This is a genomic window from Desulfovibrio mangrovi (assembly GCF_026230175.1).
Classification (GTDB): domain Bacteria; phylum Desulfobacterota; class Desulfovibrionia; order Desulfovibrionales; family Desulfovibrionaceae; genus Halodesulfovibrio; species Halodesulfovibrio mangrovi.
The window spans coordinates 248,540-267,239 of the sequence record NZ_CP104208.1 but is presented as its reverse complement, the minus strand read 5'-3'; the positions used below and the strand labels follow the sequence as shown (position 1 = coordinate 267,239).

Sequence of the window (18,700 nt, the reverse complement as noted above, 5' to 3'; positions counted from 1 at the left end):
ATTAATGAGCATAGTCCTTAGGAAGATAGGACATCAGAGCCACACGCAAGCTTCCTACATAGTCATCCAGCACCAACTGGCCCTCTTCAATTGATTGATTCTCATGCAAAGGCATTTCTACCCGGACCAATGCACCATCACTCCTGTGCATAATAATCCCGTCGTAGACCAGATACAGCTTATTGAGCCACTCGCTGGTAACAACTCTGCCTCGCTGCAGAAAACAGAAATTGGATATCAAACGACGTCCATTCCTACTCAATACAATCTGTCCCACAGGGAAGCTGCGAGCCGCGTTAGGAGTAAGCACCTGCTTGCTCTCCATGAGCCAGCCGCCCCCCAGAAGACAGGATGTGGGCGCATGCGCAGCGCGGCTGGCAGTCTGGGTGTCATACCATGCAACAAGCGTATGCGCCTGATTTTTATGACTACTACTATAAAAAACTCCGTTATAGTAATCATCTACCCCAAGACTATTGAGCGCCTCGTTGGACAAGAACACTCGCTCTCCCTGCCACTCGCCAATATTTTGCGGAAAATGAGTGAATGCAATGCGTGTCTGGATAAGTTGCGTGTCGACAAGAAAAAAACGGACTGCCAACATTCCCACCAGGATCCCCATAGCAAGAATTCCATGCCACGCAGCCGGAACGGAGCCCCGCTGAGCCCCCTTAAAGAGGAAGCGTTCAACGAGGGCAGAACCCGATTGTCCCTCGCCTGCATCCCTAGACCGGAGAAGATACACGCAACCACCGAGAACAATGAGTACAATCACATAGACAAGCCAACCGGAAAAATCATGAAAAAAACCTTCTGCCAGTGCCGGATCAACATACTTGGCAAGAACCCCGGCCATCATTATCCGGAAAGCGTTCGCAATCACCGTAACTGGCATGGACATAAGGACAAGAAAGCATATGAGCCGATACTTCTTCAGAAAAAGACGCCCCATAAGCAGGCTCATCAGAAAAGATGGCCATAGGTAGCGCAGACCGCTGCATGCATCCACAACCTGAAGACGAATGACTCCAATATCTATGAGGTTCCCCTCTCTATACACTGGAACAAATGCGGCTCTCAGCAACCATTCTGCCAGTTGCGAGGAGATCAGTTTCAGCCGCAGACTCATCAGATTATCAATGAATGCTGGAGGAGGAATCATGAACAGAGCAATCAAGAAAGGATACCACAATCGGGTTGCAAGCCTGCCGCCGTAAGCAATCAAAACGGAAGCAAGTATGGCGAACAGCATGGAAAGGTATACAAGCGTCTGCAAAGCACCTAGCCGGCCTACCAGCAACAGGACTGCGGCAAATACAAGCAGTATGAATCCAAGCAAGGGCCTACCGCCAGTATGATCACTGAGCGACTTGCGGTCAGTCCAAACTAGGTAGCCAACCATCAACGGAACCAGGTAGCAGTGTGAATAGTCTTCACCGCTCCACAGCCCGGCCAAAGTTTGCATATCCTGAAAATACATACCCCCCAAAAGAAGCATGCTCACGACAAACACAACATGCTGCCTGACTAAAAAAATACCTCTCACTCCCCCTCCACATGCATTGCCATCCCCAACATGAAATCCGCCCCCCCAACACAGCCGAAGGCATTCTTCGGCAGAAAGCCAGGTATGTAATGAAATATCCATGCCAGCAGCTTCATGCTGGCAGAAAAAATAATAACCGCCTACAATTACTAAACATTGAAAAAGAAAAAGGCTTGGTTTCCCAAGCCCTGAAATCCCTCGTCCGAAAATACCAGACAACCCATCGTCTTTTAATCTATCCCAGCAACCAATCAAGGAATGACTTCTTTTTACGATCTACATGATCAGACGTTGCGTTCAACAAAACCTCATCAGAAGCATCGTTTGCTACACCAGCATTCCTGCCCGAACCATTGCCTAATTGTTCCCGCAATGCCTTGTTTTCCTGATACAGAATCACACACTTCCCCAACAGGCGCTCGGAACGCTTTCGTTCTTCATCAAGCATAGAACGCATGGAATCCAAGAGGGTATCGGCACCTTTCCGCAGAACTCCATCAATCTGCCCAGCTTGCCAATCAACCATGCTGACAAGCTTTGCAACGCGAGCTTCAATAACTGCCATTCGCTGCGATTCCCCCTCTGCGTGGGAACCGTTTCCGTTTCTACCCGACGTGGCACTATCGACATACGGTTGTACTTCAACCCCGATCTTGTCAGCAATAATCTGCCCAATGACGTCTTCTCCCACTATAGCGAGAGAATCCGCATAACCGTAAACCAATGCGGCATTGCACATAATATTGATTGAACGAGGGATGCCACGGGTATGGGCATGGATACGGTCAATGGCCTGCTCGGTAAAAAGCTCCTTGTCTTGAACACCGGCCATTGCCAGTCGGTACCGGATATACTCTCCAACCTCATTACGATTTAATGGATCCAAATGGTAGTTTATAGCCACACGCTGCGCCAACTGCTCCAGACCCGGACTACGAATAACATCCCGTAGTTCAGGCTGGCCCGCCAGAATAATCTGTAGCAAGGGGTGGGTGTCTGTTTGCAGGTTGGAAAGAAGGCGCACCTCTTCCAAGGCATCTGATGAAAGGTTCTGTGCCTCATCAATCACGAGCAGACAACGCCTGCCTTGAGAGAATACCTGCACCAAATGGTCGTTCAGCAAATCAAGGTTCCGAGACTTATCAAGCCCAGCCCCTTCTATTTCGAATTCGAGCAGAATAAGCCGCAGCAACTCATCTGCAGAAACGTTGGTATTAAATACCACCGCCACATCTACACGAGCATCCACTTCATTAAGCAGACGCTTAAGGAGAGTTGTCTTGCCGGTACCGATTTCACCGGTAAACAGAATAAACCCGATATTCTCTGAAAACCCGTACTGTAGATAGGTCAATGCCTGCCTGTGCTTATGGCTTTCATACAACAAACCGGGGTTGGGCACGATGTTGAACGGCTTATCTGTAAGACCGTAAAATTCTCGATACATACGCTACTGTGCCGTGTTTTTATTGAGTACCACACCAACCACGTTGGCATTTCCAAGCATTTCCATTGCCGTCTGGAGTTCACGTTTGGTCGTAACGCCCTCCTCAACCACCAGCACAATACCGTCGACATAGGATGCAAACATCATGGTATCTGGCATATCAAGCACATGAGGGCAGTCAAAGACCACATAGCGATCTGGATACCGATGCTTCATCTCAAGCACAAGGTTCTGCATGGAGGGCGCACCAATCAGATCAGCCGTCTCCTGCACAGTCCTTCCCGCCCCCAAAACAACAAGTTTATCTATACCAGGATTAACAAGCACCTCTGGCGGCTCAAGATTTTCGAGTAATAAATCGGTGAGCCCCCTCTCGCAATCAACACCAAGGGTGTCTGCTATTGAAGGCCAACGCAGGTTGGCGTCAACAAGCAGCGCTGTCTGACTTGCGTCCCGTGCGATGCTTATGGCGAGATTTATCGCAACAGTACTCTTGCCGTTACCACGCGTGGGGCTGGTAACCATAAGAGCGTTCCAGCCGTTCGTTCTGGTGCGTTGCAGCAATAGGGTACGTAGGACATTGAACGAATCCTTTACCGACTGGTTGCTTACACCGTGAAGGACTCGGTTAGCCTCTTTGTGCTTATCGGACGAAGGCTTTACCGCCGTCATATTGTATTTCGGCACAGCAACCGGTCCGCTGGACATGCTGTTCAATGCCTGTCGCACCGGCTTATGCACGACCGCAAACGCTGTCGGAGAACCGGCATTACGTTCAGCCTGAGCCCGTTCCAACGCTTTAGCTATCTTACTCATCAATCCCCCCGCCTCCGAAGTAGCAAGAGCTACACCACAATCTGTAGTTTCTGGACAACCTTGAGCCAGAGAATATCCAGCGGCATGATCAAGGTATGCACGGCTACTACGCCGCACAAAATGACGCAAACGGCAGACGCTGAAATGGCGAATTTCCTTCGACGTTTAGCACGAAGCTCTTCAGCAGTTACAACATAAGGAATGACACCGAGTACGGGAAAAGAAACCAACGACGCCAAGCCCTCTCTTCCATAAAAACTGTTATCGAAGAATTCGACCATAGCACCTGTGCCCACTCCCACCCCCAAGGAAAGCACCAACCCCACAAGCAACAGCAGCAAGCGCTTGGGTTTGTATGGCTTCTCGGGCAGCACCGGGGGCTCCACAAGTGTAAGGCGCTCGCCAACGCGCTCGCCCTCAAGCTCTCTGGCCTGACGGGCTGCCATCAATTTCTGCAATGTCTCCTGATACTTGGCATTTGAATTTTCATACCCGCGGAGCATCTCGCGATATTCCTGCTCGACCTTGGGTGTTTCCTCTATCTGCTGGACTGACCGTGCGTACTTGCTACGCAATTCAGCAATGAGGTTTTGCTCATTCCGCAAATCAAGTTCCGTTGCATGTATCTGCGATTGGAGATTGATATAAGCCGGATTATCAGGTTCCAGATCCACCTCGTGTTTCAGAACCTTCTGCTTCTCGTCGAGTTGCTGCAGCCTTGACTCAAGCGCAGCTATCTGACTTCGAGTTGTCAAAACATCTGGGTGTTTATCCGAATACCGCCTGGTCAGATCATCCAATCTGCCGCGAAGGATGGTCAGTTCATGGCTCACCCCTTTCATATCGCCGCGGGTACTCAATTCCGACTCAAGCATAGCAATCTGCCCCTTGAGCTTTTGTACATCGGGGTGTTTGTCCGACTTGGTCGAAACAAGGCTTATATACTGGCTTCGCAATGCCTTCAGTTCATCCTCAGGTGCCATCACCCGCCTGCCATCTCCGGACAAGACGAAGCCCACGGGCTCAACTGTAGCCAACTGACCTTCCAGATACACCTTACGATCGATAAGGGTCTTAATGTTCTCCTGCCGGGCATCGATGTCTTTCTGCAGACGGTCAAGAGTCTGCATATTTAATTCCATCAATTCGGGCAGAGAATGGAGATGCTCTTCTTTAAAGCGAGCGATACGCTCTTCATACCCCTGCACTTCACCACGAAGGGTTTCGAGCTGTTTTTCAATAAAATTATACGTCGTCTGTGTCTTCTTTTCACGTTCGCGCAGGTTCTCTTCCAGAAACAGAGAGACCAGCGTATTGGTGGCTTGCAATACCTTGTTGGCATCCTTGCCGTCGTAAGAAAGCTTGAAAGCGATGGTAGCCGTAGTGGGTCTACCCGACTGGCTATTCACCACGTCGGCTTGCACGGGCTCCATCACGATATCCTTACGCATCTTCTCCAGGATTTCTTCCGTGGTGGAGGAATCACGCAACTCAGCATACAACCCGTATTTATTGATAATTTCCAGAAGATTATTTCGATTGAGTACGACCTGCGTTATGGATTGAAGCCGTTCTTCAACGAAACCCGTAACGGTTGTACGCACGAGATCCTGCGGGACCTCCTGATTCTCGATTAGAATAGTTGCTGAAGATTGATAGACTGCAGGCAGCAGGAACGTAACTGCGGTAGCGATAATGAAAGTAACTGCTGACGGTACGATAAAATACCATTTTCTGCGTCGCAACGCGTTTAAAAAAAATAGAAGTTCATTCTCCTGAGCCTGCATCCCCCCCTCCTGTATTGACTAGAACAACTCCGGAAAGCTTACTCCGAACTCCAGAAAGACCCTGTTTTGGTCCGTATTTCTGTCATCCTCTTTATTAAAAATATTCAGATACTTATAATCAAAAGCCACCCAGCCGTCTTCCCAAATGTTGTATCTTAATTTGGGATTAACGTAATATGTTTCTGAATCATTGTTTTCTGTCGATGTGGTATAATAACCGGTCTCACCCGTAGCGGAAAAACGTTCGGTGAAATTGTAGCGCCCCGAAAATCGCACTCTATTTCGCACAGTGGACTCCCCATAGATGGAAGGGCTCTCACTGCGGTCCGTTGACAAAGTGAAGAGCCACTTGTCCCATGTATATGTACCACCAACATCCCAACTACTCATCAGGTTATCCGTTTCAGAATTCCCGCGGACATTGCTGTCATAGTCCGTCTGCGAGTAGCTGGCCCCGATCAGAGCACGCACGTCTATTACTTCCGTCAGTTTGTAGCCCACACCGCCCATCAAGGTATAGGTGTCCTGAAGCGTATCTCCATCTGGCCGATCAAAAACGAGATGGCGATAATCAAACTGACCGAGAAGCCTTGTTCGCTCATCGTTCAGGGCATGCGAATATCCCAAGACACCGCCCCCGGCCCAGTAGTCTGCATACTCCCGCTTCTCATACTTAACATCCAGAAAAGATGCGGAAAAGGACAGCACGTCCTTCTCTGTCACCTTCCACTCCACCCCTGGAATATAAGACTGCTCCGTACGCAGACTTTTATCCGTCTGGTATCCAGACTCCTCAAGCTCACGCTCGAATGTATAATCCTGAGTGAACTTGGCATCCATGGTCAGGGAAAAACGTTCATCAAGTTCGTTCTTAGCCTTAACCCATCCAGAAACATTCTCTCGATCGAACTGCGTAAGCTCGCTGTACCTGATGATATCCAGCTTTGCCCCGCCACTTACCATCCAGTCTTCCTGTCCGTATTCAGCGGACATTTGCGGCATGAGACGCCACTCGGTATCGCCTTCCCCCTTCATCAACACGTTGTCGTCTTGAGTGGTTCTAGCGTTAACCTGCGGTACAATTTTAAGCCGCTCGGCCTTGGCATGAGATCCCCAGAAACAGAACAAAAGCAGCATCAATACAATTTTTGCACAGACTGCACGAGATGAAATACGTTTCATAAACGGTTCCCAATAGCAGCGCAGCACTCCTCGACAAAAAAACAACCGGCCCTGCCGGTACACTTCAAACCAAGCTTATCTTTAGGGAACAAGAACGGTATCTCCCGGCATCAGGGTAATGTTCTTTTCAAGACTCTTACCGGAAACAGCCTCTACGTAGTCAAACGCCACGTATTTCTGCTCTCCGCTATCCGAAACACGGACAACCTGAATAGCATCTTCCTCTGCATAAGGGGTCATACCACCCGCCAAGGCAAGAGCCTGAAGAACAGTATAGGGACCATCCATCAGGTACATACCGGGGCGATTTACCTTGCCCACAATAAATATCTTGGCACTGCCGAGTTCTTGCAGCATCACGGTTACAGGAGCATTAGGGACATACTCTTTGATCCTATTAGCACATTCGGTACGCAACTGCTCCACAGTGTTGCCAGCCGCCTTTATATCACCGACAAGTGGAAAGGAAATATTCCCGTCCGGACGAACAACAACCTTGCGGGTGAGAGATTCATCCCCCCACACAGCAATCTCCAGAACGTCACCGCAGCCAAGCCTGAAAGATGAAAGCTGTCCGGCATATCCCACAGCGCTCATCATCAAACTCAAAAATACCCAAGCGATACCAATGTACAAACGTTTCAAAGGAAGTCTCCTTACGCTTTCTGATTCCTATTACAATTATACAAACTTGTCTTTGGCACCAGAAAGCAAGCCGAAACAACCAATTCCGGTCACCAAAGCAAAGTCACACAACTAAGTCAATATATCATATTATCATTAGACAGATCACACCAAATGAAAGCATTTGCCCAGATGGCACCACTCTCACTGGCTGTTCCCTCAGCATTTGCCCCCCCGTTTGAAACTCATCTCCAACAATTCATATCATTCTCAAACGACACTTTAATCGAAAAAAGTCATCACATTGGAAGCAAAAAAACATTAGTTCAAACGGACAATCTGGATCATCTTCATTAACCAACTTACCGCAAGAACGGGAATATGAGCAGAATATACCCAGCCCTCAGGGAAGTATCATACCCTTCCGGACGAATAACGCCCCTTCACGCTAAATTCATCCTCAAAATGAACCCTGGCAGGCAGACTTAGACGCACCCACACAAAGGCTCTGTTTTCATCTCCACACTCGCCCCCCTCTATGGAAGACATACTGCCCCCCGCGGAACTATCTGCGGGCTCATACCCAGCTCAGCAGCGATTTGCTTCAGCTTCAAAGCCAATTCATTGTTTATACAACAACTCCGTTTAGCTTCGCCCACGAAAACACTTGAGCTTTATTCGCTTAACCAAACGCCATATGAAAAAGTCATGCCAACCTCCAAGCACAACTCCATCCATCCACAATATTTGAACTTTCAAAGACATAACCGCCGCCACTCACTTTATTATCCGGAAAACAAAGACTAGAATCACCCATTCATTTATTCATTACCACATGACATCCACGACACAGCACAACAAGGGCAATGCTACGCAAAAAATTCTATTCAAGCACACCACTACATCGCTCCTCAAGAGAATCTGGTTTTTCCAGACAAATTACAGATCCTATCAACTGCCTTCCTTACAAAAAAAAATATATATTATAATTCACAAAATACACCTTCACATTTCCATTCATATTTGACATACATCGATGTGGAATTCATTAATTCCGAACTTCCACAGCTCTAACGTTGCAACCAGATATCGGGTGATGGGGACTAGCCAAGATTCTCACCAGACCAACGGGCTTACAACGAGAGAGCTGAATGCAATGCTGGGGAACATTGCAGCATGGAAGTTTTTATTAAGGGGGGGACCTTTTCTTCTCTAGAAAAGGCTTGAGGAATCAATCTGTCCATTCATCTCGATTTAGCCATGACCAAGATTATACTTATTGATGATCGCAAAGAATTTTGCCTTGCTTTCGGCTCCATGTTGAACCGCATGGGATATCCTTGCACGCCAACCCACTCTCTCAAAGACGGACTCAGGAAGCTGCAAGCCCAACAGACAGATATTGTTTTTATGGATGTCCACCTGCCCGAAGGCAATGCGCTTGCCCATCTTGACAAAATAACAAAATCACCGGGCACGCCAGATGTTGTTGTCATTACCGCCAACGGCGACAGCGACAGCGCTTCCACCGCCATTCATTCCGGAGCATGGGACTATCTTGTCAAACCCATCAATTTTGCCACACTGGAACAAGTAGTAACACGCTGCCTGAAACACAGGGATGCTAAGCGTACGCTCCTGCAGCAGTCAGCAATTGATCGCGGCCCAATCATTGGATCCAGCCCGAAGATGGAACAAGCACTTAACCGACTATGTGTAGTCGCACGCTCACAAGGCAACGTGCTTCTTTCCGGTGAAACCGGAACAGGCAAGGAACTCTTCGCAAAAGCCATTCACGACAACAGCACAAGAGCAGATAAGCCTTTCATTGTTGTAGATTGCACCAACCTGCCAACAACCCTGACGGAGAGCATTCTCTTCGGCCATGAGAAAGGAGCTTTCACAGACGCCAAAGACGCCAGTGAAGGCCTTTTCAAACAAGCAGATGGTGGCACCATATTTCTGGATGAAGTTGGCGACCTGGATCTTTCAATCCAGAAATCATTTTTACGAGTCCTTCAGGAGCACTCTTTCAGACCGCTCAAATCTGTGCGTGAAATCAAGAGCAACTTCCGCCTCATTGCCGCAACAAACTGCGACCTACGCAGAATGGTTGAAGAGGGACGTTTTAGAAGAGATCTATACTATCGGTTACGGACAAATACCATCGAGCTCCCTCCCCTCAGACAACGCCCTGAGGATATAGAACCTTTAGCTCGCCACTTTAACGAAGTGCTAAGTGCAGAACAGAGCATAGCCCCAAAACGATTCGCACGTGAATTTGTTCAACAGCTGGAACACTACACCTGGCCAGGTAACGTACGAGACCTGATAAACGCCATCAACCATGCCATAACCAACTCATTTGACTCCAACACACTCCACCCCCACCACCTTCCTCGTGAAATCCGTGCGCATTACGCAATGAAACTTGTCAAGGAACAAGGAAATGTTGCAAGTGCACTTAACACAGACATCGCTATACCCGAATGCGTCCTGAGAGGGGATGAGTTCCCGTCGATGAAGCAAGTCCGCAAGACCATTATTGAACAGATGGAAGCTGAATATCTGTACGAACTACTCCAACGCTGCAAACAGGACATTACGCTTGCCTGCGAAACATCCGGCCTTTCTCGTGCCAGACTATACGAACTGCTGCAAAAACATGGATTCAGCTTGAAGAGTTAAAACAAAAGCCGCCTTAAGGGCGACTTCGGACGGCTGACAACCCCTCGCCGAACGGCGAGGGGTTTCTTATCGTGGCGGCACGTTGAAGCCCCCTGCCCTGCTAGGCCGTCATCAATTAGATAGAAAAGAGAGCAAGGTCGTTACGCGCCAACCACAGCAACACACTAGCCAATATACCCTTTCAGCAGATTCAGGCTCCCCCCGGCAGCCCCGACAAACGAGCACCCCAATTCGGGAAGATCACCACGAAGCACGCTGCACACCTTACAGGTAAAGTAAACTGGCATATCAATGCCGGGAATGCTGAAAACCACTTCAAGCATGTCCCCCTCGCCAAGCAAAGACTCAAGCTCTGAACATTCCAGCCTAAGTCCCCCTAGGGAAACATCGAGAATGCGCCCGGTTACCACAAGGGAACCGGCCTCCTTTCCCACCACCTTGGCAACAGCTTTGGCCCCGACCTGCACGCGCTGATGGCGTCTTCGCTCAGTAGACTTTCGAGCAACATTCTCCCTAAAGTATGCTTGCAACGCCTCTACATACACCCCCTCAGGAACAATTCCTTTTTCAACTGCAAGCGCATTCAACGCCTTGTACAAAGCCTCAGGCAGCTCAAAGCAGACTGTAATACTAGATTTCACCAAGCCCCCCCATCAAAACCATTACAGACAATGACCAACAATCAGTCACAAGCAAAAACGGCTTAACATTTGCATGCCAGGTTCTTGCCATATCTATGCCAGCCACCTCCGCACATTCATTTCAAAAGGAAAAATTGGCAACCGCCTATTTAACAAACTGTTCATGGTGAAGATTTCCGGTTTTTCAAGACGAAACAACGTTAACCCAAAACAATGACCAACTACTCTTTCTATACCACACTAGCAGAGCTATCTAGCTCTCCCTGCATTGCATTGCCCATGAATGCCCCGACCACAGATGTCGTCAAAGCCTTTAAACAGGAACCTACGGCCTGTGTCGTTGCAATGCGCGAAGACGTACCATCCGGAATCTTGAACGCACCCGGCCTGATACGGCAGATTTCAGAGAATAGTCTCCGCATAGATGCAACTCAGCTTAACCAACTGATTTCCTCGCGGTTCATAATGTATCCATCGTCCGCTCGCGTCATCGACCTACTCGCAGAACAGCTGCTTGAATCGGTAGACAACATTATCATCAACTTTCCAACAGGCGCTTTGCGTTCTCTATGTACCATTCGCCTTAATACCCTCGTCCAGCTAAAACGAACCAGCCTCGGCAATATTCTAGGCACAACAGTTCGCATGCAACAGCCAATTCCCGCTTCTGCATCATGCCTAAATGCACTAGAAGCGCTAAGTCACGACAATATCCACTTTCTAACCGTGAATGAAGAAGGAAGAGCGCTAGGCGTTGTCACACGGACAGCAATTTCCAACTCCATACAACAGCAGAAGAATTTATGGGATATGACAGTCCGATCTGTGACGGAGACCGATCTACCGTTATTCAGATCATCAGATCATGCGCACACAGCCCTCACAAAATTTGACAGTTCCAAACTCGCTTTTTACGCCCTTGATTCCGGGGCACTGACTGTCATATCCAAGCAACAGCTGGAAAATGCCCTCGGCCTTCACATTAAACAGCAATTGCCTTTGTCACACACGCCGCCAGAGGCCGCGAACGATGAATCATCAACACTTCCAGCTTCATGCAATTTCCTGGACCAGCCATTAAAGATAGGTATTCTGGGATTCACCACATCGCTTACCATCCATTCTTTCAATCAGGCAGCACTGGACATACTTAACACCACAGAGTTCGACATCGAAAACGCCACAATCAATGTGGTAGCCGAGAGACTCCCAACACTAGCGGGCATTGAAAACCAACTCCACACCCTGAGTAAAACCCAAAACCCCGAAATCAGACTATATGGCCCAAATAACGAGATACACTCTCACTTAAAGCTCTCCATCTCTGGAGTATGGGATGGCGATGAATTGCGAGGCTATATTCTGACTATTCAGGACACAACGGAGATGACTCTCGCCGAAACACGTTTACGCAAGCTCGCGTATTTCGACGCCCTAACCGGACTCCCAAACCGCCTACTTTTTACTGAAAAACTTTCCGGAGAAATCAACCGCTGCAGCAGAACGAAAGAAAGCTTCGCACTACTTTTTGCAGACCTTGATCACTTCAAGACGATAAATGACAACTATGGGCACCATGTTGGAGACGAGGTTCTCAGACACTTTTCCAGCATAGTATCGACACATCTTCGTGCGTGCGACACTGTAGGACGACTTGCTGGCGATGAGTTCACAATAATTTTAAATGGCGTAAAAACAGATCATGATGTTTCAACAGTAATTGAAAAAATTAAAAACTCCCTCTACAACCCATTAAGAATCCATGGAATTAGCATAAACTTGGAATTCAGCATTGGATACGCATTCTTTCCACAAGATGGTACAAACACAGAATCACTCATAGCATCTGCAGATAAAAACATGTATCTGGAAAAACGTCAAAAACGCTGAACAAAATTTTCTTCTAGCATGACACTAAGTCTCCACAACAACCTTACAACTTTGGGATACCGTTTCAGGCCAGTTGCCTACTCTACAGAAACCGGACTTTTTGCAAAAACCACTCTAAGTCTCCCCAAGAACAAAACCCAACCCATTGAAACAAAACAATATACACAACATAGGCATCTTTATTTCATACCCCACTTATTCCGTTACCCGCACACAGCGGAGAAACACGGTATTGAGATATGTTGCACCCCCCGACTGGAGACCGCGATCCCGAAACAGGACAGCACTTGTGCCACCTGTTCGCACTTCGGTTATCTGCAGCATACCTCATGCGGTAGGTCAGGCAGACCCAGACCACCGTTTCCACGGCAGGCACCTCCACACTTGGTGCCTGCCTCTTTTTATGCGGCCCAAAGTCAAAGAGTAAGCATAGCCGGAGTCGGTGTGGTTTGTTCGAACGCTCCGAAGATGACTACGACTTCGAAATACCGATTCTGGAACGCTATGAGATGAAGGAACCAACGGCCCCGCTCCCCCAACCAGCCTTCCAGCCGGAAACTGAAATCACTCTGTTCGAACTCATTGATCGGTACTGCAGGTTCAAAATCAGACGGGATAATGGACGGGACGTGATGTTGAAGATCCCCCCCGCCGCTTCAACCATCTCAAGCTCATCCTTGAGGATATTCCCGTACGGTCCATAAACGGCGAGACATCAACGCTGACGACGAAGACAAACGTATCAAAACCCCAACGGCAAAGCGGAAAGTCCCTGTCCACAATTACGTACATACGACCTTGGGCTTCGAAAGCTATGTGTCAGAGATGAAATCCGCAGGTGAAGAGCGCCTATTCCCCTTCCTCAAAAAATCGACAAGCGATACGGACACAAGCAGCTCGGGAAAAGCCCGATTCCAGAGGATTACTACAAACAACATCGGGTTCACTTCCTCGTCGAGGAAGCCATGAAGCATGTTGAATTTGAAATAACCATTCCAAAGGAATCGTGGAGAAACTGCCATCAACCAACCTGTCGAGGATCAATAATCACAGAAACTCACAAACTCGCTCAAAGTGGTAAGGTGACGTTGGCGCAGCTCAGAAGCGCCATGCATCATAAGAAGAGTACCCCCCCAGGGACCAGGAATTCAATTTTCATTAATTAGGCAACTATTTTAAAATGTTATCGGAACAACCAACTTCGACAAGTGTTTTTTAGTTTACAGCATCAACTTGAAGCTGCGGTCACGGGTGAGGCCTGCTTTCTGTTCGTTTGTGTATACGAAAAAGGGCGCAGAGCCGGAGTTTTCCGGTTTCCGCGCCCGTTGTTTTTTTGAGAACGTGGACTTGTCGGCAGCCTGTTACATGCAGACCTTGGGGTGATAGTTCACGATGATCGCCGGACACCCCGGAGAGAGTGCCACCTGAATCACGGTGGAGCCGATGAGTGCCCTATGGGAGTCCTTGATGGACGAGTGGTGCGCCATGACGAGCAAGTCGGACTTGTTCCACCGGGCGAACTTAAGCACTTCCACGAACGGAGCACCTTCCCACGCTTGGAACTCATATTCAAGCCCGTTCAGGAACCGGGCGTACTTCTGCTCCATCTTTTTCTTGGCCTTGGCTACGAATACTTCCATGTCCTGTTGATAGTATTCCGGATTGGGGTAGCAGAGGCCCACGTCCAGCACGTGGAAGATGTCCAGCTTAGCGCCGCACTCTGCGGCGAGCCAAGCAGCAAAGCGCAGGGCGTATTCGGACGGTGTGGAAAAGTCCGTTGCCACGGCTATGCGCTTTACGCCCGCGGCGATGCTGGAAGCCTCGTTGGTCACCACCATCACCGGACATGTCGCCTCGTTGCAGACCCTTTCAACATGCGTATCAACCATGCCCCACATTTTCTTTTTACGCCGTTCGTCACTGGTGTGGTGCCCCATGACGATGAGATCCACCTTCTCCTTGCAGACCAGCGGCGAAACCTCCTCTGCGACAGAGCGCGTGGAAACACGGATGGAGTAACCCGGCAGGGTTTTCAGATCGTCGGCGTAAACCTCCTCAATGCGCTTGGCTATGGCCGATACAAGTTGCTCCTCCGATATCAGGTCAGCCATGTTGATCCACGAATCCTTGGGCAGCGGGTGCGAGTGGAAGATGACAAGCTCCGCGCCGCATCGTCTGGCGATGTCGAACGCCGCCTTCGGCGCACTCTGCGTCTGGACACTGGGCGATATGGCAAGCAATATCTTCTTAAACATGGCAACCTCGCAGCTATTGTTCGATAAACCTGATACTGGTTAATCCAACCCTAGCACGCACCTGCTCTTGGGTAATTGATTTTATAGGGACACAGCGCAACATTCGTACACGAAGCTGAAAACTCCCAGTAGCCAAAACGAATCAGCTTTCCATCTATGCAAATAAACGCCTCTCAACAGAACGCCTATGTAGAGCGACATAACATAACTATCCGTTCCGATTGACTTGGGTAAATTCTGTTCTCAAACGTTGAAGAAGCGCAGGACAATGCCACCGATTGGTTGTAAACCCACAACAGTGATGATCTGACATGTTAAGCGGAGAGCATCTATCTCAGTCCAAGAACTGAGAATGGATACCGATCTCTACATTCCGAGCCCTCTACCCTCCCCAATTTTTGGTGTAGAAAGCTGAGTATATCTACTGAAAATTCAAGAACAATTCACCACACCTTTACACATGGACACACAGTTAATCCATTTCAGCGATCAATTTTAGAGAAAAGACCGAACGCCCCCTAAGAAAAGACTGTTACAACAGACAGTTAACCCAACCAAAACTCCGAGTCTCGCCCTCGGTACCATGAAATAGAATAACGGGTTATCCGCATCAATCAGAGTGCAGATAACCCGCTTTTTTTGCCATGTGCGCTTTTGTGCCACGTCTGTGCTCCGAAGTTCGGGCGCTGCGTGCCCTGTATTCGCTCAACGACTAGCTACGCATTTGCCTAAAAAATGGCATCCCGACATTACCGCGAACGTCTAATTCGTCGCCAAATTTTCGATGACTGAATTCCGGCACGGCTCCACAAGCCGGATGCAACTCGGCCGCCTTCCTTTACACCGCTACCGATACTCCGTGCAGAACCGAGCGCTCCTTTTGCCACAGACTTACCAAAGACTGAGGCGGAGTTCCCCACGGTAGCAGCGGCTCCCACAGCGCCGTTACGTATGACACAAGCTCCCTCATTCACGCCGGTTCCAGCGGTTTCAATCGCAGAGCGTACACCGGCCCCCACCGCGCGAGCGGCACCACCAACGCCGGTCCCCACAGCCTTTGCAGCGCCCCCTACTCCAGTGCCCACAGTGCGGGCCGCGCCGCCGACACCGTCGACAACACCTTCTGCCGCCTTTCGTGCTGTCCTCGCACCTGCGCTGACGGCATCACCGATCTTTTTACCGCAAACCTGAGCAGCAGCCTGACCTGTTTTGGAAAGGACTGCCTTGATGGTTTCGCCGGAGATATCGGCCAGCATTGAAAGCGCCTCTGCCGTTGCAGCTCGCCTGTTGCCTCCATGCGCAGACAGTGAGCCCGAAAGATAATTCCGTGCCAGAATACCTGTACGAAGCGTCAGCAAAGCATTTGCAGAACCATCAACCAGCGAAGCTGTCACCGCTGTAGCAACGGCTTCTGCGCCGGGCAGTGCCCCTAACGCAGATGAGGCCACGGCAGGACCGATGATGCTGCCCATGGCTTCTTCACCCCCAAGATCTTCAATACCGGCAGCAAGAAAGGACGTAACAGCCACATTGGAATATAATGACAGCAGTTCGGAAGGTGCCGGTCGCTGATTATACAACGCGGATATCCGCCAGATGAGCCGTGCCAGCAGAGTCAGCACGATCAAAGAGTCCAGCTTACCGTTCTGCGAGACAGCGGTGCCCGTAAAAACCTGCTTTGCCGTCTTCCGGATATCTTCATTGGCCTTTAGTTGCAGCAACACCAGAGCATTTTGCACATCCTCTTCGCTTTCCAGCGAGACGCCCTGCTCCCGCAGAAAGTCATTCGTACGCAAACGCCCCAGCAGTTCCTTTTTATATGCCTCAAGTTCCGCCTCGTCAGGGGTTGCAGAAAGCATCAGGGCATGCGGCCTGAAAAAAGGTGTCGCAGCCCGCCATACGGCATATGCGATAAGCACGAGGCACAAAAATACGGCCCACGGGGCCAGCTCAGGATGAATACGTGCAACCAGATCTGCCAGAACGGAGACGGCTCCCAAAAGATAGACGCCAAACAGGGAAAGCAGCACAACACCTGCAGTGATACAAATCCGTTTTATGACTGAACGCATGACTTCTCCATTATGGGACGGTACGTTATGAGCCCGCCAACCAGCGGAACAGATTCATAAGTGCTCACGAATAGCGGACAAGTCAAATACCCCAAACACACAAGGGAGCAACGCAGACACAGTAACGCAGGCTGCCTCGCCGATTTACAGCCCCCCCAATTCATGAAACAAAAAGACCCAACAGAATCGCCCACACACAATAATCCCCCGATACGGCAAGGAGTTCTCATGCCAGCCCCTACTGACGATTCAGCAGATTGTATATTCTGCAAGATCATCGCCTCCGCTTCACCCGTTGCCGAACATGGAGCTTGCTTCGCCTTCCACGACAAGTATCCGGTAACGGATGGTCACCTGCTCATCGTTCCCAAGCGCCATGCTCCGGACTATTTTTCGCTCACAGCCGATGAAAAGAAAGACGCGGACTATCTGCTGCACCAATTGAGGGAAGCTATTCAACAGGAGGACCCGTCCGTCACAGGCTTCAATATCGGCATCAACAATGGATTCGATGCCGGACAGACCGTCTTTCACTGTCACATCCATCTCATTCCGCGGCGGAAAGGCGATTGCGAGAATCCGCGCGGGGGCGTGCGCGGGGTTATTCCGGGGAAACGAGGGTACTAGCCCTCCCCTTGCGCAACAGCTTTGAAAAACACTTTCCCCGAACTGCCCAAGAAAAATACAAAAAGCCCCGCCAGATCTCCGGCGGGGCTTTTATTATCTTATAGATGCGGGCTTGCCTTACTTCATCGTCGCAAGGTGGCAGCAGGTGCGCCTGCCCGGGGCAATTTCCACGTCTTCGGGGCGCTCACGCCTGCAGATGTCCATCACCTGCGGACAACGCGGATGGAAGTGACAGCCGGACGGCGGGTCCAGCGGCGAGGGGATTTCGCCCTCCAGCGGGGTAAAGTCCACGCCACGGCGGTCAAGGCGGGGCACTTCGTTCAGCAGCGCCTTGGTGTAGGGATGGAACGGATCATCAAAAAGCGCGTCCACCGGTGCGATTTCCACGATGCGTCCGAGGTACATCACCGCGATCCGGTCTGAAATGTGCTCCACCACGCCAAGGTCATGGCTGATGAAAACGCAGGTCAGGTTCAGTTCGCGGCGCAGTTGCATGAACAGGTTCAGAATCTGGGCCTGAATGGACACGTCCAGCGCCGCAACGGATTCGTCGCACACAAGGCATTCCGGCTGCACGGCCATGGCGCGGGCAATGCCTATGCGCTGGCGCTGACCGCCGGAGAACTGGTGCGGATAACGGTTCTTGTAGCTGGGGTCCAGCCCGCAGCGCAGCATGACCTCGTCCAGATAGGCATCCAGCTCCTTGGAGGTGGTCAGACCGTGGTACAACGGTGCTTCCCCGATGATCTTGCGCACCCGCATGCGGGGGTTCAGCGAGGCAAAGGGGTCCTGAAAGATCATCTGCACGTTCACGGCATATTCCTTGGCCGCCTTGCCATGCAGTTGATCTACATCCGTGCCCTTGTAATAGATGCTTCCGCCGCTACGGGGCAGAATGCCGCAAAGCATGCGTCCGAGAGTGGACTTGCCGCAACCGGACTCGCCCACAAGGCCGATCACTTCGCCCTGCATAACGGAAAGGTTGACGGAATCCACAGCCTGAACCCGCTCTTCCCGCAGCTTGGAGCCGAGGGAGCGGGCTATGCGTCCAGCGAAATCCAGCTTCTTGGTAAAAACACGGCTGACATTCTCGCAGCGGAGATAGGGAGTTTTCAATTCGCTCAT

At 50.1% G+C, this 18,700-nt stretch carries 13 protein-coding genes; 3 read left to right on the top strand and 10 right to left on the bottom strand.

Translation table 11 applies throughout. The features are described from left to right. Position 1: 1 nt before the first annotated feature. The 6 genes from xrtD to N1030_RS01100 form a co-directional block, all read right to left on the bottom strand. A complete protein-coding gene (xrtD, locus tag N1030_RS01125; protein ID WP_265827146.1) occupies positions 2–1,801 on the bottom strand; it encodes a VPLPA-CTERM-specific exosortase XrtD in 1,800 nt (599 codons plus the stop codon). Further along, positions 1,782–2,993 carry an XrtA/PEP-CTERM system-associated ATPase gene (locus tag N1030_RS01120; RefSeq protein ID WP_265827145.1) on the bottom strand — a complete coding sequence of 404 codons (1,212 nt, stop codon included), beginning with the start codon at positions 2,991–2,993 and terminating at the stop codon, positions 1,782–1,784. Before N1030_RS01120 ends, xrtD begins: the two co-directional genes overlap by 20 nt. Before the next feature lie 3 nt (positions 2,994–2,996). Next, on the bottom strand, positions 2,997–3,809 hold the full coding sequence (locus N1030_RS01115; RefSeq protein WP_265827143.1) for a P-loop NTPase: 813 nt from the start codon (positions 3,807–3,809) through the stop codon (positions 2,997–2,999). A 29-nt stretch (positions 3,810–3,838) separates the two neighbouring features. Next, positions 3,839–5,596, bottom strand: a complete 1,758-nt coding sequence (locus tag N1030_RS01110; RefSeq protein ID WP_265827142.1) for a Wzz/FepE/Etk N-terminal domain-containing protein — start codon at positions 5,594–5,596, stop codon at positions 3,839–3,841. Positions 5,597–5,614: 18 nt separating this feature from the next. Beyond that, the gene (locus N1030_RS01105) at positions 5,615–6,778 is read right to left on the bottom strand and encodes a porin family protein (protein ID WP_265827141.1); all 1,164 of its coding nucleotides are present in this window, start codon (positions 6,776–6,778) and stop codon (positions 5,615–5,617) included. Positions 6,779–6,859: 81 nt separating this feature from the next. Next, a complete protein-coding gene (locus N1030_RS01100; RefSeq protein WP_265827140.1) occupies positions 6,860–7,423 on the bottom strand; it encodes a polysaccharide biosynthesis/export family protein in 564 nt (187 codons plus the stop codon). A gap of 1,239 nt (positions 7,424–8,662) precedes the next feature. On the opposite strand from N1030_RS01100, the gene N1030_RS01095 reads away from it, so the two are divergent. Continuing rightward, positions 8,663–10,090 (top strand): sigma-54-dependent transcriptional regulator, encoded by a 1,428-nt coding sequence (locus tag N1030_RS01095; RefSeq protein ID WP_265827139.1) that lies wholly within the window; start codon positions 8,663–8,665, stop codon positions 10,088–10,090. 164 nt (positions 10,091–10,254) lie between these two features. Here the strand turns inward: N1030_RS01095 and N1030_RS01090 are convergent, their stop codons facing one another. Further along, the gene (locus N1030_RS01090) at positions 10,255–10,731 is read right to left on the bottom strand and encodes a PilZ domain-containing protein (RefSeq protein ID WP_265827138.1); all 477 of its coding nucleotides are present in this window, start codon (positions 10,729–10,731) and stop codon (positions 10,255–10,257) included. A gap of 645 nt (positions 10,732–11,376) precedes the next feature. Between N1030_RS01090 and N1030_RS01085 the strand changes: the two genes are divergently transcribed. Beyond that, positions 11,377–12,621, top strand: coding sequence for a diguanylate cyclase domain-containing protein (locus N1030_RS01085; RefSeq protein WP_265827137.1), 1,245 nt, complete (start codon positions 11,377–11,379; stop codon positions 12,619–12,621). Between the two features lie 1,361 nt (positions 12,622–13,982). Here N1030_RS01085 and N1030_RS01080 read toward each other — a convergent pair. Both N1030_RS01080 and N1030_RS01075 read right to left on the bottom strand, forming a co-directional pair. Beyond that, positions 13,983–14,876, bottom strand: coding sequence for a universal stress protein (locus N1030_RS01080; RefSeq protein ID WP_265827136.1), 894 nt, complete (start codon positions 14,874–14,876; stop codon positions 13,983–13,985). Positions 14,877–15,625: 749 nt separating this feature from the next. Next, a complete protein-coding gene (locus tag N1030_RS01075) occupies positions 15,626–16,948 on the bottom strand; it encodes a DUF697 domain-containing protein (RefSeq protein WP_265827135.1) in 1,323 nt (440 codons plus the stop codon). Between the two features lie 228 nt (positions 16,949–17,176). On the opposite strand from N1030_RS01075, the gene N1030_RS01070 reads away from it, so the two are divergent. Continuing rightward, positions 17,177–17,575 carry an HIT family protein gene (locus tag N1030_RS01070; protein WP_265827133.1) on the top strand — a complete coding sequence of 133 codons (399 nt, stop codon included), beginning with the start codon at positions 17,177–17,179 and terminating at the stop codon, positions 17,573–17,575. Positions 17,576–17,692: 117 nt separating this feature from the next. On the opposite strand, the gene N1030_RS01065 is transcribed toward N1030_RS01070, so the two are convergent. Beyond that, entirely contained in the window at positions 17,693–18,700 is a 1,008-nt protein-coding gene (locus N1030_RS01065; protein WP_265827132.1) for an ABC transporter ATP-binding protein, read from the bottom strand.

Excerpts from the sequence above, each read along its gene's own strand:
- N1030_RS01095 (WP_265827139.1), top strand. The coding sequence starts at position 8,663 with ATGACCAAGATTATACTTATTGATGATCGCAAAGAATTTTGCCTTGCT.
- N1030_RS01105 (WP_265827141.1), bottom strand. The coding sequence starts at position 6,778 with ATGAAACGTATTTCATCTCGTGCAGTCTGTGCAAAAATTGTATTGATG.
- N1030_RS01070 (WP_265827133.1), top strand. The coding sequence starts at position 17,177 with ATGCCAGCCCCTACTGACGATTCAGCAGATTGTATATTCTGCAAGATC.
- N1030_RS01065 (WP_265827132.1), bottom strand. The coding sequence starts at position 18,700 with ATGAGCGAATTGAAAACTCCCTATCTCCGCTGCGAGAATGTCAGCCGT.
- N1030_RS01085 (WP_265827137.1), top strand. The coding sequence starts at position 11,377 with ATGCAACAGCCAATTCCCGCTTCTGCATCATGCCTAAATGCACTAGAA.
- N1030_RS01115 (WP_265827143.1), bottom strand. The coding sequence starts at position 3,809 with ATGAGTAAGATAGCTAAAGCGTTGGAACGGGCTCAGGCTGAACGTAAT.
- N1030_RS01080 (WP_265827136.1), bottom strand. The coding sequence starts at position 14,876 with ATGTTTAAGAAGATATTGCTTGCCATATCGCCCAGTGTCCAGACGCAG.
- N1030_RS01075 (WP_265827135.1), bottom strand. The coding sequence starts at position 16,948 with ATGCGTTCAGTCATAAAACGGATTTGTATCACTGCAGGTGTTGTGCTG.
- N1030_RS01110 (WP_265827142.1), bottom strand. The coding sequence starts at position 5,596 with ATGCAGGCTCAGGAGAATGAACTTCTATTTTTTTTAAACGCGTTGCGA.
- N1030_RS01120 (WP_265827145.1), bottom strand. The coding sequence starts at position 2,993 with ATGTATCGAGAATTTTACGGTCTTACAGATAAGCCGTTCAACATCGTG.